27 protein-coding genes and 1 tRNA gene are annotated in these 24,801 nt (G+C 60.3%); 11 read left to right on the forward strand and 17 right to left on the reverse strand.

The genetic code is table 11. The annotated features are described in order from the left end of the window. Nucleotides 1–55: 55 nt before the first annotated feature. The 4 genes from EOL43_RS01740 to EOL43_RS01755 all read right to left on the reverse strand — a co-directional run bounded on the left by EOL43_RS01740 (nt 56) and on the right by EOL43_RS01755 (nt 3,061). Nucleotides 56–577 (reverse strand): carboxymuconolactone decarboxylase family protein, encoded by a 522-nt coding sequence (locus EOL43_RS01740; protein WP_133485054.1) that lies wholly within the window; start codon nt 575–577, stop codon nt 56–58. Nucleotides 578–664: 87 nt separating this feature from the next. Next, on the reverse strand, nt 665–1,135 hold the full coding sequence (gene rlmH / locus EOL43_RS01745; RefSeq protein ID WP_133485055.1) for a 23S rRNA (pseudouridine(1915)-N(3))-methyltransferase RlmH: 471 nt from the start codon (nt 1,133–1,135) through the stop codon (nt 665–667). Nucleotides 1,136–1,151: 16 nt separating this feature from the next. Next, on the reverse strand, nt 1,152–1,517 hold the full coding sequence (gene rsfS / locus EOL43_RS01750) for a ribosome silencing factor (RefSeq protein WP_133485056.1): 366 nt from the start codon (nt 1,515–1,517) through the stop codon (nt 1,152–1,154). Nucleotides 1,518–1,693: 176 nt separating this feature from the next. Next, a complete protein-coding gene (locus EOL43_RS01755) occupies nt 1,694–3,061 on the reverse strand; it encodes a mechanosensitive ion channel family protein (protein ID WP_133485057.1) in 1,368 nt (455 codons plus the stop codon). Between the two features lie 277 nt (nt 3,062–3,338). On the opposite strand from EOL43_RS01755, the gene leuC reads away from it, so the two are divergent. The 5 genes from leuC (at nt 3,339) to leuB (ending at nt 8,715) form a co-directional block, all read left to right on the forward strand. After that, on the forward strand, nt 3,339–4,748 hold the full coding sequence (gene leuC, locus EOL43_RS01765) for a 3-isopropylmalate dehydratase large subunit (RefSeq protein ID WP_133485058.1): 1,410 nt from the start codon (nt 3,339–3,341) through the stop codon (nt 4,746–4,748). A gap of 12 nt (nt 4,749–4,760) precedes the next feature. Next, nucleotides 4,761–5,366, forward strand: coding sequence for a 3-isopropylmalate dehydratase small subunit (gene leuD / locus EOL43_RS01770; RefSeq protein WP_133485059.1), 606 nt, complete (start codon nt 4,761–4,763; stop codon nt 5,364–5,366). A 254-nt stretch (nt 5,367–5,620) separates the two neighbouring features. Beyond that, nucleotides 5,621–6,463 carry a hypothetical protein gene (locus tag EOL43_RS15485; RefSeq protein ID WP_240686426.1) on the forward strand — a complete coding sequence of 281 codons (843 nt, stop codon included), beginning with the start codon at nt 5,621–5,623 and terminating at the stop codon, nt 6,461–6,463. Further along, entirely contained in the window at nt 6,460–7,536 is a 1,077-nt protein-coding gene (locus EOL43_RS01780; RefSeq protein ID WP_240686427.1) for an endonuclease/exonuclease/phosphatase family protein, read from the forward strand. The genes EOL43_RS15485 and EOL43_RS01780 overlap by 4 nt, the downstream gene beginning before the upstream one ends. Nucleotides 7,537–7,611: 75 nt before the next feature. After that, entirely contained in the window at nt 7,612–8,715 is a 1,104-nt protein-coding gene (gene leuB, locus EOL43_RS01785; protein WP_133485061.1) for a 3-isopropylmalate dehydrogenase, read from the forward strand. On the opposite strand, the gene EOL43_RS01790 is transcribed toward leuB, so the two are convergent. Continuing rightward, entirely contained in the window at nt 8,712–10,307 is a 1,596-nt protein-coding gene (locus tag EOL43_RS01790; protein ID WP_240686428.1) for a Na/Pi cotransporter family protein, read from the reverse strand. The two genes, leuB and EOL43_RS01790, sit on opposite strands and share 4 nt — an antisense overlap. A 133-nt stretch (nt 10,308–10,440) precedes the next feature. Here EOL43_RS01790 and EOL43_RS01795 point away from each other — a divergent pair. Continuing rightward, a tRNA-Pro gene (locus EOL43_RS01795) sits at nt 10,441–10,517 on the forward strand. Between the two features lie 70 nt (nt 10,518–10,587). On the opposite strand, the gene EOL43_RS01800 is transcribed toward EOL43_RS01795, so the two are convergent. Next, nucleotides 10,588–10,782: a hypothetical protein gene (locus EOL43_RS01800; protein ID WP_133485062.1), complete on the reverse strand. Its 195-nt coding sequence runs from the start codon at nt 10,780–10,782 to the stop codon at nt 10,588–10,590. A gap of 45 nt (nt 10,783–10,827) precedes the next feature. Between EOL43_RS01800 and EOL43_RS15555 the strand changes: the two genes are divergently transcribed. Both EOL43_RS15555 and EOL43_RS01810 read left to right on the forward strand, forming a co-directional pair. Further along, entirely contained in the window at nt 10,828–10,962 is a 135-nt protein-coding gene (locus EOL43_RS15555) for a hypothetical protein (RefSeq protein ID WP_276320882.1), read from the forward strand. Nucleotides 10,963–11,000: 38 nt separating this feature from the next. After that, entirely contained in the window at nt 11,001–12,101 is a 1,101-nt protein-coding gene (locus EOL43_RS01810; protein ID WP_133485063.1) for a LysM peptidoglycan-binding domain-containing protein, read from the forward strand. Nucleotides 12,102–12,178: 77 nt separating this feature from the next. Here EOL43_RS01810 and EOL43_RS01815 read toward each other — a convergent pair whose 3' ends face one another. The 5 genes from EOL43_RS01815 to EOL43_RS01835 form a co-directional block, all read right to left on the reverse strand. Beyond that, nucleotides 12,179–12,583 carry a CBS domain-containing protein gene (locus tag EOL43_RS01815; protein WP_133485064.1) on the reverse strand — a complete coding sequence of 135 codons (405 nt, stop codon included), beginning with the start codon at nt 12,581–12,583 and terminating at the stop codon, nt 12,179–12,181. Further along, nucleotides 12,583–12,936, reverse strand: a complete 354-nt coding sequence (locus EOL43_RS01820) for a P-II family nitrogen regulator (protein ID WP_133485065.1) — start codon at nt 12,934–12,936, stop codon at nt 12,583–12,585. Before EOL43_RS01820 ends, EOL43_RS01815 begins: the two co-directional genes overlap by 1 nt. Continuing rightward, a complete protein-coding gene (locus tag EOL43_RS01825) occupies nt 12,926–13,723 on the reverse strand; it encodes a DUF1538 domain-containing protein (RefSeq protein WP_133485066.1) in 798 nt (265 codons plus the stop codon). The genes EOL43_RS01820 and EOL43_RS01825 overlap by 11 nt, the downstream gene beginning before the upstream one ends. Continuing rightward, complete coding sequence (locus EOL43_RS01830; protein ID WP_133485067.1) at nt 13,720–14,460, reverse strand: DUF1538 domain-containing protein; 741 nt, start codon at nt 14,458–14,460, stop codon at nt 13,720–13,722. Before EOL43_RS01830 ends, EOL43_RS01825 begins: the two co-directional genes overlap by 4 nt. 156 nt (nt 14,461–14,616) lie before the next feature. Continuing rightward, entirely contained in the window at nt 14,617–16,056 is a 1,440-nt protein-coding gene (locus EOL43_RS01835; protein ID WP_133485068.1) for an aldehyde dehydrogenase family protein, read from the reverse strand. A gap of 191 nt (nt 16,057–16,247) precedes the next feature. Here EOL43_RS01835 and EOL43_RS01840 point away from each other — a divergent pair, with 191 nt between their 5' ends. Further along, the gene (locus tag EOL43_RS01840) at nt 16,248–16,916 is read left to right on the forward strand and encodes a peroxiredoxin (RefSeq protein WP_133485069.1); all 669 of its coding nucleotides are present in this window, start codon (nt 16,248–16,250) and stop codon (nt 16,914–16,916) included. A gap of 66 nt (nt 16,917–16,982) precedes the next feature. Here the strand turns inward: EOL43_RS01840 and EOL43_RS01845 are convergent, their stop codons facing one another. The 3 genes from EOL43_RS01845 to EOL43_RS01855 all read right to left on the reverse strand — a co-directional run bounded on the left by EOL43_RS01845 (nt 16,983) and on the right by EOL43_RS01855 (nt 19,816). Continuing rightward, complete coding sequence (locus tag EOL43_RS01845) at nt 16,983–17,171, reverse strand: DUF2783 domain-containing protein (protein ID WP_133485070.1); 189 nt, start codon at nt 17,169–17,171, stop codon at nt 16,983–16,985. Between the two features lie 5 nt (nt 17,172–17,176). Continuing rightward, complete coding sequence (locus tag EOL43_RS01850; RefSeq protein ID WP_133485071.1) at nt 17,177–18,799, reverse strand: FAD-dependent oxidoreductase; 1,623 nt, start codon at nt 18,797–18,799, stop codon at nt 17,177–17,179. 66 nt (nt 18,800–18,865) lie between these two features. Continuing rightward, complete coding sequence (locus EOL43_RS01855) at nt 18,866–19,816, reverse strand: MBL fold metallo-hydrolase (RefSeq protein WP_133485072.1); 951 nt, start codon at nt 19,814–19,816, stop codon at nt 18,866–18,868. Between the two features lie 52 nt (nt 19,817–19,868). On the opposite strand from EOL43_RS01855, the gene EOL43_RS01860 reads away from it, so the two are divergent. Continuing rightward, nucleotides 19,869–20,435 (forward strand): DUF2585 family protein, encoded by a 567-nt coding sequence (locus tag EOL43_RS01860; protein WP_133485073.1) that lies wholly within the window; start codon nt 19,869–19,871, stop codon nt 20,433–20,435. 15 nt (nt 20,436–20,450) lie between these two features. Here EOL43_RS01860 and fahA read toward each other — a convergent pair whose 3' ends face one another. Genes fahA through hmgA form a run of 3 tightly spaced genes read right to left on the reverse strand, consistent with a single transcriptional unit; the run spans nt 20,451 to nt 23,708 of the window. Next, the gene (gene fahA / locus EOL43_RS01865; RefSeq protein ID WP_133485074.1) at nt 20,451–21,710 is read right to left on the reverse strand and encodes a fumarylacetoacetase; all 1,260 of its coding nucleotides are present in this window, start codon (nt 21,708–21,710) and stop codon (nt 20,451–20,453) included. 7 nt (nt 21,711–21,717) lie between these two features. Then, entirely contained in the window at nt 21,718–22,359 is a 642-nt protein-coding gene (gene maiA / locus EOL43_RS01870; protein WP_240686429.1) for a maleylacetoacetate isomerase, read from the reverse strand. Beyond that, nucleotides 22,356–23,708 (reverse strand): homogentisate 1,2-dioxygenase, encoded by a 1,353-nt coding sequence (gene hmgA, locus EOL43_RS01875; RefSeq protein ID WP_133485075.1) that lies wholly within the window; start codon nt 23,706–23,708, stop codon nt 22,356–22,358. Before hmgA ends, maiA begins: the two co-directional genes overlap by 4 nt. 190 nt (nt 23,709–23,898) lie before the next feature. Here hmgA and EOL43_RS01880 point away from each other — a divergent pair, with 190 nt between their 5' ends. Further along, nucleotides 23,899–24,732 (forward strand): flagellar motor protein MotB, encoded by an 834-nt coding sequence (locus EOL43_RS01880; protein ID WP_133485076.1) that lies wholly within the window; start codon nt 23,899–23,901, stop codon nt 24,730–24,732. The last annotated feature ends 69 nt before the right edge of the window (nt 24,733–24,801 follow it).

Below are 24,801 nucleotides of genomic sequence, written 5' to 3' on the forward strand. Positions count from 1 at the left end.
CCTTCTATCTATGGGGTCAGAGGGGCAGGTGCAACGGTTGAGGCGCGGCCCGGCGTTACTCGGGTGCGATCTGCAGTGCGTCGTTGAAGCGGTTGAAGGCGCCGGTCAGGGCGATGCGCCATGTCAGCTCGACGATCTGCGCGTCGGAGAGATGGGCGCGGAGGGCCTCAACCTCGGCGTCGCGCATCTTTCCGGCGCGGGTGGTAACGGCTTCGGCATAGCGGACCACATCGCGTTCAAGCTCGGTCAGCTCGGGGTGATTTTCGACGTCCAGCAGACGGTCTATGCCTTCGGCGCTCAGGCCGGTGACTTGCAGCTTGGGGCCGTGGTTCGTGGTGCAATAATCACAGGCGTTGATCTTGGACACGGTGACCATCGCCAGCTCGGACAGCCGCGCAGGCAGGGTCGTGCCGTCACGCAACGCGGTCAACATCGCGCCTACCTGATTCAGCACGGGTGGGTGATGCGCGGCGACCCGAGACCAATTCTCGAAAGCGCCATAGTCGGCCATCTGGTCAAATGCCGCGCGGGTCTGGGCGTCGAAATCGCGATCGGGCTTTTCAGGCAAACGGGGCATGGGCGCGGTCCTTCTTTGTGGGGAAGGTGCGGGGCATTGGCCGAAGGTTCAAGGGCGCGGGTGCGGGTTCACTGGAAGGTGATCTACTTAAACCCGATGATACGGGCTGCCCGCCAGAATACTCGCCGCGCGATAGAGCTGTTCGGACAGCATCACGCGGACCAGCATGTGGGGCCAGACCATTTTGCCGAAAGATAGGCTGGCGTCGGCCTTGGCGCGCAGGGATGGGTCGATCCCGTCCGCACCACCGATGACAAAGGCGACATCCTGACGCCCTTCGTCCCGCCAGCGGCCCAGAAGCTTGGCGAAATCCGGCGAGGACATGACCTTGCCGCGCTCGTCCATCGTGCAGATCAGCGCGCCTTTGGGAATGGCACGCTCCAACAGGGGCGCTTCGGCAGACATGCCGCCACCCTTCTTGTCTTCGACTTCATGTATGGAAAGCGGTCCGAGGCCCAGTGCCCGCCCGGTCCGGTCGAACCGGGTGGTATAGTCGTCGATCAGCTCAAGCTCGGGCGATTTGCGCAGCCGTCCGACCGCGCAGACATGCACGCGCATAATATCGCCCCCTTGATCAGGTCGTGGCGTCTGCTGCGCCGGGTTCCATCCACATCTTTTCCAGTTGATAGAACTCGCGCACTTCCGGGCGGAACACGTGGACGATCACGTCGCCCGCGTCGATCAGAACCCAGTCGCCCTGACCCTTACCTTCAAGCTTCGAGAAGACGCCCATTTCCTGCTTCAGCTTATCTGTCAGCTTTTCGGAAATGGCTGCCACCTGACGTGTCGAACGGCCCGAGCACACAACCATGTTGTCGGCCATCTGCGACTTGCCGTTGAGGCTGATCACCACAACGTCTTCGGCTTTGTCATCTTCAAGGGACTTCAGGACAAGGGCCAGCATCTGCTCGCTGGCGGTTTTTCCGGGGTTAGCCGTCATTTCGGGATCCCCTGCGGCTGCGCCTGATGCAGCCTCTGTTTGCAAAGACAGGACATTGTCCTCCTAACATGACACACCGTTCCGCCCCGGTGCTGGGCATAGAAGAATCGTAACACCGCGAGCAGATAAGCTCAATCCACAGTGTTTCAAGGAGACGTGAAGGGTGTGTAAACAGGTCACGGATCGATTTTGGGGCCTGCATCCTCTAGCATCCGCACCTCGCGCTGCGGGAATGGGATCGAGATGCCGTGCTCGTTGAACGCATCCCACAGCGCCAGATAGACATTGCCGCGAATGTTGGTCAGCCCGCCGGACGGATCGTCGATCCAGAAGCGCAGGATATAGTCGACCGAGCTGTCCCCGAAGCCGACGATATGACAAACCGGCGGGCGGAAACTGAGCACGCGGTCTACGCTGCGGGCGGCATCGATTGCGATCTTGCGGACTTGGTGGGGATCGTCGTGATAGGCGGTGCCAAAGAAGATATCCAAGCGCACAAAGGCGTTGGTGTGGGACCAGTTGACCACCTGCCCGGTGATCAGGTCTTCGTTCGGGATCAGGTATTCACGACCGTCGCGCGTGACGACTGAGACATAACGCGCGCCCAATTGCTCGATCCAGCCAAACGTGTCGCCAAGGCTGATCACGTCGCCAGGCTTGATCGACTTGTCCAGCAGGATGATCACCCCGGACACAAGGTTCGACACGACCTTCTGCAGACCAAAACCAAGGCCCAGACCGATGGCACCGGACAGGAAGGCCAGCCCGGTCAGATCCACGCCGACTGCTTTCAACGCGATAAAGAAGGCCGCTCCATACAGCCCCATCTGCAAGAACTTGACCGCCAGCACCTTCATGGATGGCGAGATATCCTCGTTTTCCTGAATGCGCGCGGCGGACCCGCGGCTGAGCATGCGTGCCAGCGCAAAGAGGATGCCAAGGATGACCGCCACACGCAGGATCGTCCAAAGCGAGATGCGGAAGTCCCCGACTTCAAGTGCGAGGTTATCCAGAACGCTGGCGGTTTCTTCGGTGATGCCAAGGAAGTAGAGCGTCACATAGACCCACATGCCCCACATGGCGATGCGGCGTATCACGCGGTTTTCGATGACAAAGGCGGCAAGGCCAACCAGCAGCCACGCGGTGACCATCGTTGCCACAAGCGCAATCAGGTAACTGCGCGACGGCCATGTGACCTCGCGCATCACCGACACGGTGCCCCATGACAGCACGATATAGGCCATCATCGCGATGCGATTGCGCAGGTGGATGGAAAAGCGCAGCTTGCGTTTGGACCACCCTTCGCGGGCGCGCAGCCATGTCTCGACCTTGGGAAGCAGAAGCCGAGAGATGATATAGGCCGTCGCCGCCAGCCCCAGCATGATCAGAACCTGATACAGGCGCCATGTCTGGCCAAGGCTGATCACGAAGTCGCCGCCGTCTTCCCACAGCGCCCAAAGCTGTTCGGTCAGGGACGGCCCCACCGCGTCCGCGGGTTCTGCGGGCGTCTCTGGTTTGACCTCTGCTGCGGGATCCTGCTCCATTCCCTCTCCTTTTTTGGCAGCATGGCATGGTCCCATGCGGAAGGTCCAGAGCCTCGCCCCTTGCCCTGAAGGGCGGGAACGGTTATCTCAGCGCCATGACTCGGATTTTTGACATGGATGACCACGCGTTCTTGCCGTGGCGCTTTTACGGCGCCCAGAACGCTGTGCTCGCCCGACTATAAGCTGTTGCCACCCGCACGGGTGGCTGCTCATCGCCTGTATTCGGGCCGATGATCCCTGTCACACATCACACCTTTGACCATCCACGGAGAGCGACATGACCGCCCCGAAGACACTCTATGATAAAATCTGGGATGCCCACGTAGCCCACGAAGCTGAAGACGGCACCTGCCTGCTGTATATCGACCGCCACCTGGTACACGAAGTGACCAGCCCGCAGGCGTTTGAAGGCCTGCGCATGGCCGGCCGCAAGGTACACGCGCCGGACAAGACCATCGCCGTTCCGGATCACAACGTGCCCACCACTGCGGGCCGTGAAGACCCGGCACAGATGACCGAAGAAAGCCGCATTCAGGTGGCTGCTCTGGACAAGAACGCCAAGGAATTTGGCGTGCATTACTATCCGGTATCGGACGTCCGTCAGGGCATCGTGCACATCGTTGGCCCGGAACAGGGCTGGACCCTGCCCGGCATGACCGTTGTCTGCGGCGACAGCCACACCGCGACCCACGGCGCGTTTGGCGCACTGGCCCACGGCATCGGCACCTCGGAAGTTGAACACGTTCTGGCCACCCAGACGCTGATCCAGAAAAAGTCCAAGAACATGAAGGTGGAAATCACCGGCAAGCTGAAGCCGGGCGTGACCGCCAAGGACATCACGCTGGCCGTGATTGGCGAGACCGGCACCGGCGGCGGCACCGGTTATGTCATCGAATATTGCGGTGAAGCGATCCGCGATCTGTCGATGGAAGGCCGTATGACCGTCTGCAACATGGCCATCGAAGGCGGCGCCCGCGCTGGCCTAATTGCCCCGGACGAGACCACCTTTGAATACGTCAAAGGCCGCCCGCATGCGCCGAAAGGTGCCCAGTTCGAGCAGGCTCTGGAGTACTGGAAAACGCTCTTCACCGACGAAGGCGCGCATTTCGACAAGGTCGTCACGCTGAAAGGCGAAGAAATCGAGCCGGTTGTGACTTGGGGCACCTCGCCCGAGGACGTACTGCCGATTTCGGGCGTTGTTCCCAGCCCCTCGGATTTTGAAGGCGGCAAGGTCGACGCGGCTGCACGCTCGATCGACTATATGGGCCTGACCCCGGGCCAGAAACTGACCGACATCGAAATCGACACCGTCTTCATCGGTTCGTGCACCAACGGCCGTATCGAAGATCTGCGCGCCGTGGCCGAAGTGGTCAAAGGCAAGAAGATCAAAGACGGCATGCGCGCCATGATCGTTCCCGGCTCGGGTCTGGTCCGCGCTCAGGCAGAAGAAGAAGGCTTGGCCGAGATCTTTGAGGACGCTGGCTTTGAATGGCGTCTGGCAGGGTGTTCGATGTGTCTGGCAATGAACCCCGACCAGCTGTCCGAGAACGAGCGCTGCGCCTCGACCTCGAACCGCAACTTCGAAGGTCGTCAGGGCTATAAAGGCCGCACCCACCTGGTGTCGCCCGCAATGGCCGCCGCAGCTGCCCTGACCGGCAAGCTGACCGACGTTCGTGACCTGATCTAAGAGGACCGCAAAATGGAAAAGTTTGAAAAACTCCAAGGTATCGCGGCCCCTATGCCGCTGGTGAACATCGACACGGATATGATCATCCCGAAAGTGTTCCTGAAGTCGATCGCCCGCACCGGGTTCGGCAAGAACCTGTTTGACGAGATGCGCTATAACCGCGACGGCACCGAGATCGAAGATTTCGTGCTGAACAAACCGCAATACCGCGACGCCGAGATCCTGATCGCCGGTGACAACTTCGGTTGTGGTTCCTCGCGTGAACACGCCCCGTGGGCGATCGCTGACTTCGGCATCAAATGCGTCGTGTCGACCAGCTTTGCGGACATCTTCTTTAACAACTGCTTCAAGAACGGCATCCTGCCGATCGTCCTGCCGCAAGAGCAGGTCGACATCCTGATGGCCGACGCGGAAAAGGGCGCCAACGCCCGCATGACCGTGGATCTGGAAGCGCAAGAAATCACCACCTCGGACGGCGAAACCATCGCGTTTGAAGTGGATGCGTTCAAGAAACACTGCCTGCTGGAAGGGCTGGATGACATCGGTCTGACCATGGAAAAGAAAGCCTCAATCGACGCTTTCGAAGCCAAGGCATCGGCGGCCCGCCCCTGGGTCTGATTGCCTAAAACACAACCACAGGAAGGGGTCGACCATAGCGGTCGGCCCCTTTTTGGTGTCTATTTGGTGCATTCCCGCACCATTTGTGGCCTTTTTGGGGCAAAACTCCCTCGGATTGTACGCAAAGCCTTGCGCCCCCCTGCATTTCCCGCGCAGTCTGGGCGAAACCACCCTGGTTTGACCCTGGCGAGGGGACAAGCGGCGGAACAAGGATGCGGCACGAACCGCACCGTCCGTATAGCGGAGGAAGAGGCATGGTTAGACGACTGATTGGCGCCATCGTGCGTGCCGGTCTTATGGTGATGTTGGTCGCCACACCTTCGGTCCTGGTTCCAGGAGTAAGCGCCGAGGGTGGTCAAGTTGTGGCCATACTAGCCTTGGCTGCCGCTGCCCTGACCGTGTTCGAATACGCCACCCCCTATCCCAGCATTGTCGAGTTTCGGAACGCCCCACCCTTCAACCGCATCCGCTTCCTGTCGCTGTTTGCCTCGATCCTGTGCCTGTCGATCATCGCCCGCTCGCAGACCGACCCGTCCATCGCGGTCGAGTTTCTGACCTCGATCGGCATCCTGATCGGGCAGGCGATTGATTTCCCCTACAGCCCGGTTCACGCGGTGGTCTCGCTTCTGCCTGCGGATGCCCCGTTCGCGGATCTGGTCCAACTGCGCGCCTTTGCGGGGATGAGCTATCTGATCTCGCTTCTGTCCATCGCGGTCTTCCTGATCGCGCTGCGCCTCAGCAACTGGCCCTTCTTCCGGCAGGAAACCTTCAACCTGTGGGTCAACCTGCCCACCTTCAGCCCGACCCGCAGCGGCGACATCGTACGCCGTTTGAAGCGGGACGCACGCTGGAACATTGCCCTTGGTTTCCTGCTGCCGTTCGTCACCCCGATCATCGTGGTCGAAACCGCCGCCCTGTTTGACACGTTCGAGACCATCGAAACCCAGACCCTGATCTGGACGGTGGCCGCATGGGCCTTCCTACCCGCCAGCCTGTTCATGCGCGGGATCGCGATGCTGCGGGTGGCTCAGATGGTCAGCACAGTGCGCGAACGGAACGGGGCTTCGGCCCGCAATGGGCAGCCCGTCACCGCATGAAACGAACTCTTCTGGCGCTGTGGCTGGCGCTTGTTCCCTGCACTGCTTTGGCCGAGGTGCTGCGTATCGCGACCTATCACGCCGACATCCGCAAAAAGGGGCCGGGGCTACTCCTACGGGACATCCTGAAAAACGATCCGCAGATCGCGGCGCTGGCGCAGGTGATTGCGCAGGCCAAGCCGGATGTCCTGGCGCTTCAGGGCTTTGACTACGATTTGGAAGGCCACGCGCTGGCTGCGTTTCAGGATGTTTTGAAGGCTGCAGGTCACCCGATGCCCCACAGCTTCGCCGCCGCCCCGAATACCGGGATCGACACCGGGATTGATGTGGATGGCGACGGTCGCCTGGCCGAGCCCGAGGACATGCAAAGCTATGGCCGCTACACCGGTGAAGGCGGTATGGCAGTGCTGTCACGGGTGCCGATTGGGGACGTGCGCGATTTCTCGGACATGCTGTGGACGGACCTTCCCGGCGCGCTTCTGCCCGGCCCGGATGAAACGCCTTTCCCAACGCCTGAGGCGCTGACGGTCCAACGGCTCAGCAGCGTCGCCCATTGGGACATCGAACTGCGCCCTGATAACGCGCCTGCGTTTCACCTGCTCACCTTCCACGCCAACACCCCCGTCTTTGACGGTCCCGAAGATCGCAACGGCCGCCGCAACCATGACGAGGTCACCTTCTGGGCCAAGTATCTGGACGGCACCCTAGACTTCCCCGCGCCCGAGGGGCCGGTAGTCATTGCCGGGAACGCCAACCTAGACGCGCTGGACGGAGACGGTCGCCACGAGGCAATCCAAACGCTTCTGAGCCACAAGCAGCTGCAAGACCCCCGCCCGCAAAGCGCCGGGGGAGCAGCCGCCGCAGATACGGACCATCGCGCCGACCCGGCGCTGGATACTGCCGACTGGCCGGACCAGAAACCGGGTAACCTGCGGGTCAGCTATGTGCTGCCCGACGCCCGCCTGCGCGTGGTGGACAGCGGGGTGATCTGGCCCCTGCCCACTGATCCGTTTGCGCAAACGGTCGAAACCGCGTCCCGTCACCGGCTTGTCTGGGTCGACATTGCGTTTTGAGCCTTTGTTTTCTTGACCCTGAGTGCCGGGCAGGCTAGGCCCATCTGCGACGAATTCAGTGCAAGGAATGCCCCCATGACGAACCCCTCTCTGCTTATTCTGCCCGGCGACGGCATCGGTCAGGAAGTGATGGCCGAAGTACGCAAGGTGATCGACTGGATCGGCGCGAAACGCGGCGTGACCTTCGATGTCAGCGAGGATCTGGTGGGCGGTGCCGCCTATGACAAACACGGCGTGCCGCTGGCCGACGAAACCATGGCGAAGGCACAGGAAGTCGACGCCGTTCTGCTGGGTGCCGTAGGCGGTCCGCAGTATGACGATCTGGACTTCTCGGTGAAGCCCGAGCGCGGCCTGCTGCGCCTGCGCAAAGAAATGGACCTGTTTGCAAACCTGCGCCCCGCACAGTGCTTTGACGCTCTGGCCGATTTCTCGTCCCTGAAAAAGAACATCGTGTCGGGTCTGGATATCATGATCGTGCGCGAGCTGACCTCGGGCGTCTATTTCGGCGAGCCGCGCGGCATTTCCGAAGTCGACGGCCAGCGTGTGGGCGTGAACACCCAGCGTTACACCGAGGAAGAGATAGAACGCGGCGCACGTGCTGCTTTCGAACTGGCCATGAAGCGCGACAAGCGCCTGTGCTCGATGGAAAAAGCCAACGTGATGGAATCGGGTATCCTGTGGCGTGACGTGGTGACCGAGGTATCGAAAGACTATCCCGAGGTCGAGCTGTCCCACATGTATGCCGACAACGGTGCCATGCAGCTGGTCCGCGCGCCCAAGCAGTTTGACGTGATCTATACCGACAACCTGTTCGGCGACATCCTGTCGGATTGTGCTGCCATGCTGACCGGTTCGCTGGGCATGCTGCCCTCGGCCTCGCTTGGTGCACCGATGGAGAACGGCCTCCCGAAAGCCATGTACGAACCCGTCCACGGTTCGGCCCCGGATATCGCCGGCGAAGGCAAAGCCAACCCCTGCGCCTGTATCCTCAGCTTTGCGATGGCCCTGCGTTACAGCTTCGACATGGGCGAAGAAGCGGACCGTCTGGAAGCGGCTGTCGAGAAAGTTCTGGCTGACGGTGTCCGCACCGGCGACCTGCTGAACGAAGAAGGCGTGAAGCCGGTGTCGACCAGCGAAATGGGCGACGCCGTTATCGCCGCGCTGGACGCCAGCCTCTAAATCTCTTTCCCTTCGGCCTTTTCCGGGGCCGAGGGGAACCCCCGCCGCGCGATGGCCTGATAGTGGGCGACACGTTCGGCATGGTGCAGACTACGGTCCAACCAGCGCATCGCATCGGTATGCGCAAACACGTCCTGAAGATCATAGATCCCCGCATGTTCGCCCAGCAAAAGACCGCGGCGGTGCTTGCTTTTGCGATGCTTGACGATGTCATGCAGGCGAGTCAGGCGTGCGGCCTCGCGCGGGTCGAACGCGGCGTCCGCAAAACGTCGCAACGTGGCCCCCAGCGCCAAGGTCGGGCGGCGCAACACGTGATCATCCAGCAGCTCGTTCACATGGGTGGTCCGGCTGGCCCGGTTGATCAGGCGAGCCATATGATCTGTCTGATGCAGCAACGCAGAATAGGTATCCTCTTCCACCTGATTGTCCCGTTCCGGGTGGATGTGCGACAGGAACTCGGACAGCTCTTCAATCGCGTCCTGACATGGGCCAAGCGCCGAGATGCCGCGATAATCCGGTGGCGTGTTCATCGCCTGACCTAATGCGCCGAACAGCCGGTTCGCGATCTTTTCGCTGGCCCCCTGTGCGGCCACCAGCGCAGCGTCCGTGTCTTTCAACAGGCTGCGATCCAGCGCGATCAGCTTGCCTTCCTCTTTCTCGGGCACCAGTCGCGCGACCATCGCCGCAAACTTGGGTGTCACGGGCAGGAACGCCGCCGCGCCGATCAGGTTGAACCCGGTGTGAAACACCAAAAGCGCGGTGAGGTCATCAAAGCTCTGCGCCAGCCCGGTCAGCATCGGGATGATCAGTAGAAGCAGCGGGAAGGCAACCCCGGCGGTCACGCAGTTGAAGATCAGGTTGGCAATCGCCGTCTGCCGCATCGGCAGCGAGCCCCCGACCGAGGCCAGAATGGCTGTGAAGGTGGTGCCGATATTCATACCGATCACAAGGGCTGCGGCCTGCACCAGCTCGATAGCGCCACCTTGCAGCAGCACCAGCGCCAAGGCCATCGCAGCGCTTGAGGATTGCATGACGATGGTCATAACCAGCCCGACGCCAACCAGGAACAGAAGCCCTCCGATCCCGCTGCCCGGCAGGATGTCAGGGATGACGGAATCCTTGAACCCGCCAAGGCCCGTCTGCATCATCTCAAGCCCGATGATCAGCAGGCACAGCCCCGCCAGCCCACGCCCGATCCGCTTCCACATCGACTTGCCCAGCAGATCCAGAAGACTGGCGGGCAACAACAACGCCATCGCGGCGATATCCAGATCCAGCTTGAACCCAACCAACGACACCAGCCATCCCGTCGCCGTCGTGCCGATATTGGCGCCATAGATGATGCCCAGCGCCTGCACCATCGACAAAAGCCCAGCGCCAACAAACCCCACGGTCAACACCGTGGTCGCGCTTGAGGATTGGATGACGGCGGTACCCAGCGCTCCGGTCAGCACGCCACGCAGAGGTGTGGTGGTGAAGCGGCCCAACATGCGGCGCAGATTCGATCCAGCGGCGTCGCGCAGTGCGTTGGTCAGGATCTCCATCCCGACCAGAAACATTCCGACACCACCAATGGCATAATAGACCTGCAAGGGCTTACCCCTTTTTGTTTCACTTTACTCTGTCTCAATCGGCCTAGGTTCACAAGAAGCCACAATAAGGTCTTTCCGCGAGGAAAACGCGCTTGCAAATCAGCCCAACGAGGTATAATTCACGCGCCACGGTCGGGCTGTAGCGCAGCCTGGTAGCGCACCTGCTTCGGGAGCAGGGGGTCGGAGGTTCGAATCCTCTCAGCCCGACCAATGACAAAGGCCCCTCGCGGGGCCTTTTGTTGTTTTAGGGTCTGCAGGCAGGGCGGCCCCTGCCCCGACACTATTCCGCTGGTACGTCCGAGAACGTTGCAATGTAAGCGACAATATCGTCGGCGCCTTTGCGCAGCTTCACGGCCATGTTTGGGCGTGCTTTCGGATCGTCCAGGAAAGTGCGAATAAAGCCGATCGGGTCTTTGGTGTACTCGGTCAGGTTCTCGATCGTCCAAACCAACCCTTCGTCGCCAGCGCGGATCATATCATCGAAAACCCCAACCTGGCAGCGATCAAGGGTCTGAACGTGATGACCCATGTGGACAATCCCGATGGGGAAGCTGTTCTTGAGATCCTGAACCGGGGTTTGGACATCATGCAGCAATCTGGCGAATGGCGGGACATCGTGTCCACCGCTCTGCGCCATCAAATGGAAAATAGCTAAGGCCTTTCCGGGCCAATAAAAATCCTGGAGGATAGGAAATGCTTAAACAAACTGCGAAAAAGCTTGCAATCGCGACGACCGCCACTGTCGCCTTGTCGGCAGGTATGGCAAGCGCTCAGCAGGCCTGTACCAACTATACCGTTGCTGACGGTGACACGCTGGCGACGATCGCCATCACTGCCTATGGCACCTCGAACTATCAGCAGATCTTCAACGCGAACCGCAACATCGTGAGCAACCCCAACGACCTGGAACCGGGTCTGGTGCTGGTCATGCCCTGTGAGGACGGCAGCCTGCCCGACGGTCGTACGGCGCAAGAAGTGATCGCGGCCGAGGAAAACCGTTTCCAGAACACCCGCCGGTCGAACGCTTATGAGCCTCCGATCCGTCTGGTCACCGGCAACGGCTGGGCCCCCTTTACCGACGAATCGCTGAACGGCGGTGGTTTCATGACCCGTATCGCAACCACCAGCCTGCACCGTGCCGGCAACTCGCGCGACTACTCGGTCAGCTTCGTTGATGACTGGGGCGCGCACCTCAGCACGCTGCTGCCGCTGGGCGCATTCGACGTGTCGGTTGCCTGGACCATGCCGGACTGTACCAACCGTTCGTATGAGTGGTCGGAAGAAACCACAACGCGCTGCACGCAGTTCTACGCCACCGTGCCTGTCTATGACACCGTACGCGGCTTCTACACCCTGCCGGAAAGCCCCTACGTCACCGCGACCACCTTCGCCGAGTTTGAAGGCGCCACGATCTGCCGTATGGACGGCTGGAGCATGATCGACCTTGAAGAGCAAGGTCTGAACGCAGACAACGTGAATGTGGTCCGCCCGACCACCGCACGTGAGTGTCTGGACGCCGTTCTGAACGGCACCGCCGACGCTGCATCGTTCGAAGTTCAGCTGGCCGCCGACACGATGAGCGAAATGGGCCTGACCCAGAACGATCTGGTCGAGAACCCCTTCGTATCGACCCTGTCGTCGCTGGCCTTCCTGGTCCACCGCACCAACCCGTTCGGCCGTCAGTACGTCGCCATGATGAACAAAGGTCTGAACGAGATGCGCGAGTCGGGTGAATGGTACGCCATCATCTCGGACACCCTGCGCGAGCATAACGACCGCATGAACGCGAACTAAGCCACACCGCTTAGTCTGAAAATGCGAATGGCCGGCGATTATGCCGGCCATTTTCGTTTGGGATGCTCAAGGGCGTGTTAGCTGTCTTGCGCCTTCGCATAGCTCAGCACCATGTCGCGCAGCGTCACCAGCCCGCAAGCTTTGCCATGCTCGATCACCAAGGCGCGGCGGTGATCCAGACGTGACAGAAGACGCACGGCGTATTTAACCGCCATGTGGTCCGAGACGGTCAGGGCAGGCTTGTCCATCACCTCGTAGACATTGGTACGGTCCAGCGACTTGTTCAGCGCAATCGCCCGTTCTGCAATCATGTCGATCGAGACGATGCCGTATTCATCATCCTCATGCCGCCGCTCGATGATCAACGCAGTGACGCCCTTGGCCTCCATCTCGTTCACGGCTTCGCGTACGGTTGCAAGGCCAGAGATCATATAGATCGTGCCCTGCATCACATCGCGGACCTTTTTCGTGTTCTCGTCCATCACAAGTCCTCCTTGCTGATTTCCTCTTGGATCGAGGCGATCTGACCGGACAAGCCAATCGCGTCCTCGATATCCACCTGGAAAGCCACCCCTGTTCCGGGCTCTTGGTCAAATCGACAAGCTTCGCCAATGCCCTCTAGGATCAGGCGGCTGTGGTGTTCTTCGACCAAGAACAGGATCACATCCCGCTGCCCGCCTACGGTCAGACCAAAGAAGGTCTTGGCCGGTTCCAGCCCCTCGCCCCGGGCCGAGGTGATGACGGTGCATCCGGTTGCGCCCTTTTCGCGGGCCGCTTCGATGGCGGTGTCCGTCAGTTCATCCTGCGTCATCACAATGATCAGTTTAAACTTCATGTTTCTCTCCTTGGCTGTCTTGGTCGGCCTTGCGGCGCGACAACCAGTTGCTGATTTGGGCATAGCCCATCACGGTAATCATGGGAAATAGGCTGGCCAAGGCAATCAGGCCAAACCCGTCCAATAGGGGGCTGCGCCCCGGTACGGTACTGGCAAGGCCCAGCCCAAGGGCCGCCACCAAGGGCACCGTCACGGTCGAGGTCGTCACCCCGCCGCTGTCATAGGCCAGCGGAATGATCATGCGCGGCGCCATCAGCGTCTGGATCACCACGATCACATAGCCCACGATCATGTATTGATAGAGCGGCGTGCCGGTAACAATCCGGAACGTCCCCACCGCAAGGCTAAGCGCCACGCCAAAGGCAACGGCGATGCGCAACCCGTTTGCCTTGACTGCACCACCCGATGCTTCCTGTGCCTTCAGGGCGACGGCGATCAGGGACGGCTCGGCGATGGTCGTCGCAAAGCCGATGGCGAAGGCGAAGATATAGACCCAGTAGTAATCCAGCCACTGGACCACAGCGCCGGGCTCGATGCCCAGAAAGGCTGGGTCAGTCAGCTGCGCCGCCATCTCGCGGCCCAGAGGGAACAGGGCAAGCTCCAGCCCAGACAGGAACAGCGCCAGCCCCAAGAGCACATAGAACATGCCCACGGCGACCTTCTTGGGGTGCGGGATCGGTTTGCGCAGGATCACCAGCTGGAACAAGAGCAGCACCGCCGCGATCGGCAGCACGTCGCGCACGACGCTCAGGAAGGTCCAAAGAAGGTCCGTCAGGATCGCGATCATGTCGCCACCACCAATCCGAACAACAGCACGAAGATGATCGGCATAAGCGAGGCAAAGGCGATCAGCCCGAACCCGTCGATCATCGGGTTCCGCCCTTTGATGACCGATGCCAGCCCCACGCCCAGCGCGGTCACCAAGGGTACGGTGATGGTCGAAGTTGTGACCCCGCCGCTGTCATAGGCAATCCCCACGATCTCGCGCGGGGCGATGGGGGTCAGGGCGACCACGCAGATATAGCCGCCGATGATCAGCCACTGAATGGGCCAGCCCATCAGGATGCGGAAGACGCCCAAAACCAAAGACGCCCCGACCGAGGCCGCCACGGTATAGCGCAGGGCGGTGGCCATGAAGTTCAGCTCGCCCTCGGTGCTGCCAATTACGCCCGCCTCGGACATCACGGTCGCGGCCTCGGCCCCGACGGCAATCAGGGCGGGCTCGGCGACGGTGGTGCCGAAGCCAAGGCTGAAGGCGAAGAGGACCAGCAAAGGAAGCGAACCACGCAAGGCCAGCGCGTTCGCAAGCGCCTCGCCCAAGGGAAACAGCGCCATGTCCAGACCACGGATAAACACCGTCAGACCCAGCAGGACGAACAGAAAACCCAGCGCGAATTGCCCAATATTGTCAATTGGTTGCTGCAAAACCACAAGCTGGAAGAAGCCCACGATCAGAAGGATCGGGGCAAGATCGCGGGCGGTCCCGCCCAAATAGCCGAACAGCTTTCCAAGCGTATCGGTCATATGCCCCTTCCTGTGTCGCGCGTTGGGTTATGCATTCATACCAAAGATGTAACAGCCACGTGGCAGCGGCGCGAGCCATGATTGAAATCAAACCATTTTGACAAAAAAACACCCCCGGACAGGCCGGGGGTGCATGTGTTCAATCTGTGGCTTGGATCAGTCGTTCGACCAGCCCGACACGGCTTTGACTTCCAAGAAGTCCTCGATCCCCAGAATGCCGCCCTCGCGCCCGTTGCCGGACTGCTTGTAGCCGCCAAAGGGCGAGCCTGCGGCGCGCGAGGTGCCGTTCATCTCGACCATACCCGAGCGCATCTGGCGGGCCACGCGGTTGGCGCGGGCGCCGTCCTGCGTTTGGATATAGTTGGTCAGGCCGTAAACGGTGTCATTGGCGATCTCGACGGCTTCTTCTTCGGTGTCGAATTTCATGATCGACAGAACCGGGCCGAAGATTTCCTCGCGTCCGATGGTCATGTCGTTGGTCACGTCGGCAAAGACGGTCGGTTTCACGAAGTACCCCTTGTTCAGACCATCTGGACGCCCGGTACCACCGGCTACAAGCCGTGCGCCTTCGTCGATGCCTTTCTGAATCAGATCCTGGATCTTGTTCCACTGAAGCTCGTTCACGACGGGGCCAATGTGGCGGCCTTCTTCCGATGCAGGGCCGACCTGTACCTTGTTCGCGACCTCGGCAGCTTCCTCGACCACGCGATCATAGATCGAGCTTTGGACCAGCATGCGCGAGGGCGCGTTACAGCTTTGGCCGGTGTTCTGCATCATGTGCAGCACGCCACGTTTCACGGCTTTCTCGTCCGCGTCTTCAAACAGGATGTTGGCACCCTTGCCACCCAGTTCCAACGCCACGCGCTTGATCGTGTCGGCGGCGGCTTTAGAAATCGCGATGCCTGCGCGGGTCGAACCGGTGAAGCTGACCATGTCCACGTCGGGATGCGAAGTCAGCTGGCTGCCAACGCCCATGCCGTCGCCGTTTACCATGTTGTAGACACCAGCGGGGGTGCCGGCCTCGTCCATGATCTCGGTCCAGACGATCGAGGATAGTGGGGCAACCTCGGACGGTTTCAGGACCATGGTGCAGCCCGCAGCGGCAGCGGCCACCACCTTCAGCGTCACCTGATTCATCGGCCAGTTCCACGGGGTGATCAGCGCGGTTACACCAACGGGTTCATAGAGCAGGCGGTCGTTCGGGGCACGCTCGCTGAGCATTTTGTCGAATTCGAAATCCTTGAAGGCACGGATGAAGTTCTTGATGTGCCAGCTGCCCGCGCCCACTTGCGAGCTGCGCGACAGGTCAATCGGCGCACCCATCTCAAGGCACATGGCTTGGGCCAGATCTTCCGAACGGCGGTTGTAGATCTCGAGAATGCTCTCGATCAGTTCCAGACGCTCGGCCTTGGACGAGAAGCCCCAAGTCTTGAAGGCGTCCTTGGCGGCGGCAACGGCGGCATCCGTATCCGCCTGATCACCAAGCGAGATGACCGCGCAGACCTCTTCGGTCGAAGGGTCAATCACATTGCAATCGTTGGCGGCGGCGGGGGCGACCCATTTGCCGTTGATGTAAAAGTCGCGTTTCTCGATCATATTCCTGACTCCTTGGACGGGTTTGCGGGCAATGTGGCACCAAGCCGCTGATAGCGCAACCCGCGGAATCATAATTTGATCAAATTTCTCCAAGAAATCAAGTTGGATCAAACTGTCGCACCGGACTTTCATCCAGCGGTATGAAACTTAAGTGTTCTTTGAACAGTTTTTTACGCATAGGAGAGCATCAAATGGGACTGCGCATCAACGACATCGTGCCGAATTTCACCGCTGAAACGGATCAGGGCACGATCAGTTTCCATGACTGGATTGGCGACAGCTGGGCCATCCTTTTCTCGCACCCGAAAGATTATACCCCGGTTTGCACGACCGAGTTCGGCGCCGTCGCGCAACTGGCTGATGAATGGGAAAAGCGCGGCACCAAGGTGATTGGCCTGTCCGTCGACAGCGCAGAAGAGCACGTGTCGTGGAAAGCCGACATCGAAGGCTTCTCGGGCGCGAAAGCAGGATTCCCGATCATCGCAGACGAAGATCTGGCCGTGTCGAAGCTGTTCGACATGTTGCCCGCCGAAGCCTATCTGCCCGACGGGCGCACTGCGGCTGACAGCGCCTCGGTCCGGTCGGTCTTTATCATTTCGCCTGACAAGAAGGTGCAGTTGGTCATGACTTACCCGATGTCGGTGGGCCGCAACTTCGCCGAGGTGCTGCGCGCATTGGACGGCCTGCAGGCCACCTTCAACACGCCGATCGCTACCCCGGCGAACTGGGTCAAAGGTCAGGACGTCATCGTTGCCCTGTCGCTGAGCGATGATGAAGCGAAAGAGAAGTTTGGCGAGATCGACATCAAGCTGCCCTATCTGCGCACCACCGCCGATCCCAGCGCGGTCGCAGCAGAATAAGCAAACGAAAGGGCCCGCGCAGATATGCACGGGCCCTTATTGTGTCTACAGACTGAAAGTTCAGCCTTACTTCTCGGCCGCTTTCAGAGCCTGGCTCAGCACCTCGCGGTCACCTACATGGTTCGCCAGAACCAGCACAAGGCGCGCGTTCAGGGCATCGCTGTCTTCTTTCGACAGACCTTCATGCGCGGCGATGAGCTCGGCATAGAAATCGTCCACGCCGTCGATGTTCGGGGTCAGGATCAGATCAGTCATGGGGCTTACTCCTTACCGATGGCGCGACGGATCGCGGCGCGGATCTGGTTTTCATCAAAGCTGGGGCGACGGGCCGCGACGTGCTGATCCGGGCGGATCAGGTAGACGGCTTTGTCGTTGTCGCCCAAGTACCGCTCGCGCAGAGCGCCGGTTTTGTCGTCAGCAGTCGACAGGGCCAGACGCTCGACCTTAATGCCGGCTTCCTCGATCATGTCGGGGGCGTCAGCGTCGATGGTCAGCAGGATGAACTTGTCGCCCAGCTTGTTCAGCAGGAAGTCATCCCCCAGCGGCGCATCAGGGCAGACCGAACCGGGACGCGACCGCGCGGGACCGTCCAGCGCATCGGCCGAGTTAAGCGGCGAGCCATCATAGGTGCAGGGCACCGACAGGCGACCCGAGTTCACCATTGGGCGGGCAAATTCGTGCTTCTCGGACAGGTCCAGAACAGCATCACGCAGGACACGGCTCATTTCCGATTTCGGGGTGATGAAGTCGGTCGAGCGGGTCGAGTTCAGGATGTTCTCGTCCGCGCCGTGGATCCGTTCGTAGTTGTAGGTGTCCAGCAGGCTGTCCGGCGCTTCACCGCGGATGACCATGCCCAGTTTCCAACCCAGATTGTCCACGTCCTGCATGCCCGAATTCGCACCACGTGCACCAAATGGCGACACTTGGTGTGCGGCGTCACCGGCAAAGAACACGCGGCCATGGCGGAAGCTGTCCATGCGTTTGCACTGGAACGTGTAGATCGAGGACCAGACCATATCGTACTGCACGTTTTCACCAAGGAAGGCGTCCAGACGACGGCGGATGTTTTCCTCTTTCATCTCTTCCTTGCGGTCGACATCCCAGCCGATCTGGAAATCCACGCGCCAGACATCGTCGGGCTGCTTGTGCAAAAGGGTCGACGCGCCGCCACCATGGGTGGGTTCAAACCAGAACCAACGCTCGGTCGGGAAATCGTCGTTCTTCATCTTGATGTCAGCGATCAGGAAGCTGTCTTGGAAGACCTTCCCGGTGAAGTCCAGATCCAGCATCGTGCGCAACGGTGACGAGGCTCCGTCACAACCGATCAGCCAGTCTGCTTCCAGCGTATAGGGGCCGTCCGGCGTCATGATCTCAAGCGTGACATAGTCATCATGCACTTCGACGTTATCAACGCGGTTCTTGCCGCGGATCTCGATCGGCGCGCCGTCCTTTTGCAGCTCTTCAAAGCGGTCCAGCTGGAAGCTTTCATAGTAAGGCTGCTGCATGTTGATGAAAGCCGGGTATTCGTGGCCTTCTTCGGGTAGAAGGTTGAATTCGAACACCTGATCGTCCTTGTTGAACACCTTGCCGATGTTCCACACAACGCCCTTATCGACCATTGGCTTGCCGCAGCCATAGCGGCCGGCAACCTCGAGGCAACGCTTGGCGAAACAAATCGCGCGCGATCCCATGCCAACGCCTTCGTGGTCGTCCAGTACCAGCGTTGGAATGCCTTGACGGCCAAGGTCCAGCGCTGTGGACACGCCGATGGGTCCTCCTCCCATCACCACGACCGGATGGCGCACGGGCGTGGCCGCATCCTGATCGGCAGATTTCTTATAAGGATAGCGCTTGTAGGCAAGCGTGTATCTATCGTCGAACATCGGGTTCTCCTCCGGCTGCGCGCGTTTCGTGTGGGGTCCGACCCTCGTGGCCGAACCCCAAAGGTCTTAGCCCTGCAGGGCCTCCCACATTTCCAGATCGCGCTGGGCGGTCCAGATGCGGGGGGTGTCGATGCCGCGCGCTTCGTCATAGGCGCGGGCGACGTTGAAGGGCAGGCAGTGCTCGTAGATGGCATAGTCTGCGAATTTCGGATCACACTCGGCGCGGACCGCGTCCCAAGCTTCTTTCAGCGAACCACCACGCGCAGCCACTTTGGCGGCGGGACGATAGGTGCTTTCCACGAAGTCACGGGTGCTTTCGATGGCACGGTTCACGGCGTCTTTGCCGACCAGAGCTTCACCGCGACCCGGCGCGATGGCATCCACGTCGAAGGACGCGATGTTGTCCAGCGTGTCGCCCCAATCCGAGAAGTGACCGTCGCCGCAATAGCAGGCCGAGTGGTCTTCCACGATGTCACCGGTGAACATGACGTTCTGGTCCGGCACGTGGATCACGATGTCACCGGCGGTGTGGGCGCGGCCCAGATGCATCAGATCAACGCGGCGGTTGCCCAGATACACGGTCATATCGTCCGAGAATGTGGTGGTCGGATAAGTCAGGCCGGGGATCGACTCGTGGCCTTCGAACAGGCGCGGGAAGCGCTGAAATTCGCTGTCCCAGTCTTCCTGACCGCGCTCGACCACCATCGCACGGGCTTGGTCACCCATGATGATCTGATCCGCACCATAGGCCGATGCACCCAGCACGCGCACGGCGTGATAGTGGGTCAGAACCACATGGCTGATCGGCTTGTCAGTCACCGAGCGCACGCACTCGATCACTTTATTGGCCAGACGCGGGGTTGCCTGAGCTTCAACGATCATGACGCTGTCGTCGCCAATGATCACGCCCGAGTTCGGGTCGCCCTCGGCGGTGAAGGCGTAGAGCCCCTCGCCGATCTGGTCGAAGGTGATTTTCTTTTCGGTCATGTCGCCTTGCGACGCGAATGCCTTTGCCATGGTCCGGTTTTCCTTTCTGGACAAGCGCGCGGGTTGGTGATCCCTTGCCCTTATGTTTGATCGTCGTTTCCTGCCCTATTGGGGCGTTCTGTTTGTTTCCATCGCCACGCTGGTCACCCTGCTGGCAATGGGTCGTAATTTCTCATGTCCCTGCGGCTATACCCTGCTGTGGTATGCCGGAGATGACAGCGGTCAGGGCTCGCAACATCTGCTGGACTGGTATTCCCCCAGCCATCTGATCCACGGCATCCTGTTCTACGGCGCGACCTTCCTTTTGATGCGCCGCTTTGCCCTTGGTTGGCGCCTTCTGGTCTCGACCATTGTCGAAGGCGCGTGGGAGGTTGCCGAAAACACCGAAGCCGTCATCCAGCGCTATCGCGAGTTCACCGTGTCCGGCGAATATTGGGGCGACAGCGTGGTGAACTCGGCCGCGGATTTGGCGGCCATGTTCCTTGGCTTCTGGCTGGCGCTTCGTCTGCCCGTCTGGATCAGCATCCTGATCATCGTGGGCTTCGAAGTGCTGACCACCTTCCTGATCCGCGATGGGCTGGCCTTGAACATCATCATGCTGCTTGTCCCATCCGAGGCGATCCTCGAATGGCAAAGCGCAGGGGGATGATGCCCAGACCGCCATTTACTTAGGCCAGTTGACGGCAGGCAGGATCTGCCCGACACAATCGCCAAAGCCGATCTGGAAGCCGTCACCCTTCGCAGCACCGCGCAGGGTCAGGGTATCGCCGTCCTCGATGAACGTACGAGTTTCGCCGGTGTCCAGCGTGAAGGGCTCGCGGCCCGCCCAGCTCATCTCCATCAGCGAACCGTATTCGGTCTTGGTCGGCCCCGAAATGGTGCCCGATCCCAGCAGATCGCCCACGTTCATCGCACAACCGCCAATCGCGTGGTGACACAGCTGTTCAGCGGCCGAGTAATACATGCGCGTGTAGTTGGTCTCGCCAACGACGCTTGCCTTGTCGGCCCCTTCGGGCTGCATAAGAACCTGAAGTTCGATGTCGTAAAGCCCGTCTTTGGTGCCATCCAGATAGGGCAGCAGCTCTTTCTCGCGTTCCGGCGTGGGCGCGCGGAACTCTTCCAGCGCGGCGGCGGTGACGATCCACGGGCTGATCGAGGTGCCGAAGGCTTTACCTTGGAACGGGCCAAGCGGTTGGTATTCCCAGCCTTGAATATCGCGGGCAGACCAGTCGTTCAGCAGCACATAGCCAAAGATCATGTCGTCGGCTTCGTCCACGGTGATCGGCTGACCGAACGCGGACGGTTTGCCAACGATGGCGCCCATTTCCAGCTCGATATCCAGACGCATCGAGGGGCCAAAGCTTGGCATCTCGGCGTCGGGCGCTTTGCGCTGGCCGTTCGGGCGGTGGATCGGCGTGCCCGAGATCACAACGGACGACGCACGGCCATTATAACCAATCGGAATATGCAGCCAGTTGGCTGGCAGATCGGGCGAGCCACGCAGGATCGCGCCCATGTTGGCGGCGTGCTGACGACCGGCGTAGAAGTCGGTGTATTCCGAGACAAGGAACGGCATGTGCAGCTCGGCGTCCGCTTGGGCGACCAGCAGTGGTGCAACGGCGTCACGCTCGGTCGAACCTTCGCCCAGCAACTGCTCCAGACGGGCGCGCAGGGCGGCCCATGCGTCCGATCCCAGCTCCATCAGTTCGTTCCAGAACGGAACGTCGAAAACGGGCTCGTCGCCGATCTCAATCAACCCAGCTTCTTCGGCGGCCTGCATATCAAGGATCATATCCCCGATGGCGACACCGCAGCGCGGCTCGCTATCGGCGGTCGAGAACACGCCGTACGGCAGGTTGTTCAGGGGAAATGGGGTCTCGGCAGAGTTCGCGCTGTCCACCCATGACTTTTTCAATTGGCTCATGTGATCCTCACTCGGCATCCGGCTGTGCCTCGGGTCGCGCATCGGCGAAGGCGGGCAGGGCCAGACAGGTTTCTTCGATTTCGGTCAGACGCGGATAGGCGGTCAGATCCACCCCCCAGCGCCTTGCGTTATAGTACTGTGCGACAAGGCAAATGTCTGCCAGTGTCGGCGTGTCGCCAAAAGCAAACTTACTGTCCTTGTCGACCATCTGTTCAAGGGCGGCAAAGCCCGTGTCCATCCAGTGGACCATCCATTGGCGCTTGGCCTCGGCATCCGCGCCGAACGTGTCGCCCAGATGCTTGGCCACGCGCAGGTTGTTCACCGGATGGATATCCATCGCGATGACATGGGCTGCGGCCAGAACCTTGGCGCGCTTGATCGGGTCAGCGGGCAGCAAGGCAGGCTCGGGCTGCACAGCCTCAAGATAGTCAATGATCGCCAGCGACTGGGTCAGGACGGTGCCGTCTTCCAGTTCCAGAGAGGGCACCAGATGGGTCGGGTTCTTGGCGACGTAATCTTCCGCATGCTGCTGCCCGCCATCTTTCACAAGATGGACGGACACATGCTCTGCGCTGAGCCCTTTCAGGTTCAGCGCAATCCGCACGCGATAGGCCGCCGTGGACCGCCAATATCCATACAGTTTCATCATTTTTTGCCGGGCGTCCCGTCGAACTTCTTCTCAAGGCTTTCCCAGCAGTCGATGTAGTCGTCCTGCAACGGGGCTTCGTTCGCCGCAAAGGCTGTCAGGTGCTGCGGGAAGCGAGTCTCGAACATGAAGGACATGGTGTTGTCCAGCTTTTCAGGACCAAGGTTAGAATTCGAGGCGCCTTCAAACGCATCGCGATCTGGCCCGTGCGGCAGCATCATGTTGTGCAAGCTGACACCACCCGGAACAAAGCCCTGCGGCTTGGCGTCATACTGGCCATAGATGTTGCCCATCAGCTCGGACATGATGTTCTTGTGATACCACGGCGGACGGAAAGTGTTCTCGGCCACCATCCAACGTTCGCGGAACAGAACGAAGTCGATATTCGCGGTGCCGGGCTGGCCCGAGGGCGCGGTCAGCACAGTGAAGATCGAGGGATCCGGGTGGTCAAACAGGATCGCGCCGACCGGACAGTATGTGGTCAGGTCGTACTTATAAGGCGCGTAGTTGCCGTGCCATGCGACCACGTCCAGCGGCGATTGGCCGATCTCGGTCTTGTGGAACTGACCGCACCATTTGATGGTGATGGTCGACGGCACTTCGCGGTCTTCAAACGCAGCAACAGGGGCTTTGAAGTCACGCGGGTTGGCCATGCAGTTGGCACCAATGGGGCCACGGCCCGGAAGCTCGAATTTCTGGCCGTAGTTTTCGCAGACAAAGCCGCGTGCGGGGCCTTCCAGAAGCTCAACACGGTACACCAGCCCACGCGGGATGATGCCGATTTCCTGTGGGGCCAGGTCGATGATGCCCAGCTCGGTATAGAAACGCAGCTTGCCTTCCTGCGGCACGACCAGCAGTTCGCTGTCGGCCGAGAAGAAATAGTCGTCCACCATCGACTCGGTGACCAGATAGATGTGGCTGGCCATACCGACCTGCGTGTTCACATCGCCCGCCGTGGTCATGGTGCGCATACCGGTGATCCAGTTCAAACCCTCGGTCGTGGGCACCGGATCCCAACGATACTGACCCAGCGAAATCACGTCCGGATCCACGCAAGGCGCAGATTTCCAATAGGGCACGTCGATCTTGGTATAACGCGCCGAGTGCTTCACCGACGGACGGATGCGATAGGTCCAGGTGCGCTCGGGCGGGTTGGCGGTAAAGGCGGTGCCGGACAGCTGCTCGCCATACAGGCCGTATTCACATTTCTGCGGGCTGTTCATGCCTTGCGGCAGCGCGCCGGGCAGAGCCTCGGTTTCGAAATCATTTGCCCAACCGGGCATGTAATGCGTTTCGGTGCCAACGGCTGACACCGCGCGCTGCATCTCGCGCGAGGGGCTATGCTTGTTCATAAGTCGATCCGTTTCAATGCCCAAATGGGCCATCCTGTTGCGCGATAATGATATCGTTGCATGTGAAACGAAGTCAAGAAAAAGCAATGCTTCACATGAGAAGTAATGAAATCGCAACAATTTGAATAGTTAAGCCGATGGAAACTTGGTGCTGCTATCCCTGACCTTGGGTGAAAAATGAGGTGGTGGGATGCGTTCGAATGAACAAGCTCCGGTAATTATCAAGAAGATCAAGAAGGGTGGCGGCGATGGCCACCATGGTGGCGCATGGAAAGTGGCCTATGCGGATTTTGTGACCGCGATGATGGCGTTCTTCCTGCTGATGTGGCTGCTAAACGCGACCACAGAAAAGCAGCGTAAGGGGATCGCGGATTATTTCAGTCCGACCATTCCGATCACCCGTGTATCGGGCGGTGGCAGCGGATCTTTCGGTGGCGACAGCGTGCTGAGCGAAGAAAGCCTGTCGCAAACCGGCACAGGCGGCGTTCCGCGTGATCCTGCAGCCTCCAAAGACGGAAATCAGGCCGACAGTTCCGGCGAAAGCGGCGAAAAGGAAACCGCCAAGCTTAAAGAGGTCGAAGAGATTCTGCTCAGCCGGTCCGGCGAAAGCATGACCAGCGACCAGCTTCGGCGCCATATCGTGACCCGCGTGACCGACGAAGGCCTGCTGGTCGAGATTTTCGCGCTGGATCACGCCCCGCTGTTCCATGCGGGCACCACGACGCCCGCACCGATCTTGGAAGAGATCCTGATCACCATTGCCGAGGTATTTGATCTGGCCAAAAACGGTATCGCGATCGAGGGGCATGTGGCCACACAACCCGTCGTCGTGGCCGAAAACACCGCGTGGCAGCTATCCTCGGGCCGGGCCGACGCGGTACGGAGGCTATACGAATCGCTGGGCGAATCCCCGGACAAAGTGCAGCGTGTCACCGGGCACGCGGATCATGAACCGGTCACGCCGAACCCGATGGCCGCGCGCAACAACCGGATCGAGCTGATCCTGCTGCGTTCGAAAAGGTAACGAAATCATAAGCTAAGGGGAAATCGTCGCGAATCTCGCGTCTATTAGGCGGCTGTTAAGGACACCCGG

Source organism: Aliiroseovarius marinus (assembly GCF_004360145.1).
GTDB lineage: Bacteria > Pseudomonadota > Alphaproteobacteria > Rhodobacterales > Rhodobacteraceae > Aliiroseovarius > Aliiroseovarius marinus.

Coding starts and splice junctions, on each gene's coding strand:
- EOL43_RS15485 (WP_240686426.1), top strand. CDS start 5,621: ATGGTTAGACGACTGATTGGCGCCATCGTGCGTGCCGGTCTTATGGTG.
- hmgA (WP_133485075.1), bottom strand. CDS start 23,708: ATGAACAAGCATAGCCCCTCGCGCGAGATGCAGCGCGCGGTGTCAGCC.
- leuC (WP_133485058.1), top strand. CDS start 3,339: ATGACCGCCCCGAAGACACTCTATGATAAAATCTGGGATGCCCACGTA.
- leuD (WP_133485059.1), top strand. CDS start 4,761: ATGGAAAAGTTTGAAAAACTCCAAGGTATCGCGGCCCCTATGCCGCTG.
- rlmH (WP_133485055.1), bottom strand. CDS start 1,135: ATGCGCGTGCATGTCTGCGCGGTCGGACGGCTGCGCAAATCGCCCGAG.
- maiA (WP_240686429.1), bottom strand. CDS start 22,359: ATGATGAAACTGTATGGATATTGGCGGTCCACGGCGGCCTATCGCGTG.
- EOL43_RS01820 (WP_133485065.1), bottom strand. CDS start 12,936: ATGAAGTTTAAACTGATCATTGTGATGACGCAGGATGAACTGACGGAC.
- EOL43_RS01800 (WP_133485062.1), bottom strand. CDS start 10,782: ATGATCCGCGCTGGCGACGAAGGGTTGGTTTGGACGATCGAGAACCTG.
- EOL43_RS01850 (WP_133485071.1), bottom strand. CDS start 18,799: ATGTTCGACGATAGATACACGCTTGCCTACAAGCGCTATCCTTATAAG.
- EOL43_RS01840 (WP_133485069.1), top strand. CDS start 16,248: ATGGGACTGCGCATCAACGACATCGTGCCGAATTTCACCGCTGAAACG.
- EOL43_RS01845 (WP_133485070.1), bottom strand. CDS start 17,171: ATGACTGATCTGATCCTGACCCCGAACATCGACGGCGTGGACGATTTC.
- rsfS (WP_133485056.1), bottom strand. CDS start 1,517: ATGACGGCTAACCCCGGAAAAACCGCCAGCGAGCAGATGCTGGCCCTT.
- EOL43_RS15555 (WP_276320882.1), top strand. CDS start 10,828: ATGACCCATGTGGACAATCCCGATGGGGAAGCTGTTCTTGAGATCCTG.
- EOL43_RS01830 (WP_133485067.1), bottom strand. CDS start 14,460: ATGACCGATACGCTTGGAAAGCTGTTCGGCTATTTGGGCGGGACCGCC.
- EOL43_RS01755 (WP_133485057.1), bottom strand. CDS start 3,061: ATGGAGCAGGATCCCGCAGCAGAGGTCAAACCAGAGACGCCCGCAGAA.
- EOL43_RS01815 (WP_133485064.1), bottom strand. CDS start 12,583: ATGGACGAGAACACGAAAAAGGTCCGCGATGTGATGCAGGGCACGATC.
- EOL43_RS01855 (WP_133485072.1), bottom strand. CDS start 19,816: ATGGCAAAGGCATTCGCGTCGCAAGGCGACATGACCGAAAAGAAAATC.
- EOL43_RS01835 (WP_133485068.1), bottom strand. CDS start 16,056: ATGATCGAGAAACGCGACTTTTACATCAACGGCAAATGGGTCGCCCCC.
- EOL43_RS01810 (WP_133485063.1), top strand. CDS start 11,001: ATGCTTAAACAAACTGCGAAAAAGCTTGCAATCGCGACGACCGCCACT.
- EOL43_RS01860 (WP_133485073.1), top strand. CDS start 19,869: ATGTTTGATCGTCGTTTCCTGCCCTATTGGGGCGTTCTGTTTGTTTCC.
- leuB (WP_133485061.1), top strand. CDS start 7,612: ATGACGAACCCCTCTCTGCTTATTCTGCCCGGCGACGGCATCGGTCAG.
- fahA (WP_133485074.1), bottom strand. CDS start 21,710: ATGAGCCAATTGAAAAAGTCATGGGTGGACAGCGCGAACTCTGCCGAG.
- EOL43_RS01880 (WP_133485076.1), top strand. CDS start 23,899: ATGCGTTCGAATGAACAAGCTCCGGTAATTATCAAGAAGATCAAGAAG.
- EOL43_RS01825 (WP_133485066.1), bottom strand. CDS start 13,723: ATGATCGCGATCCTGACGGACCTTCTTTGGACCTTCCTGAGCGTCGTG.
- EOL43_RS01740 (WP_133485054.1), bottom strand. CDS start 577: ATGCCCCGTTTGCCTGAAAAGCCCGATCGCGATTTCGACGCCCAGACC.
- EOL43_RS01780 (WP_240686427.1), top strand. CDS start 6,460: ATGAAACGAACTCTTCTGGCGCTGTGGCTGGCGCTTGTTCCCTGCACT.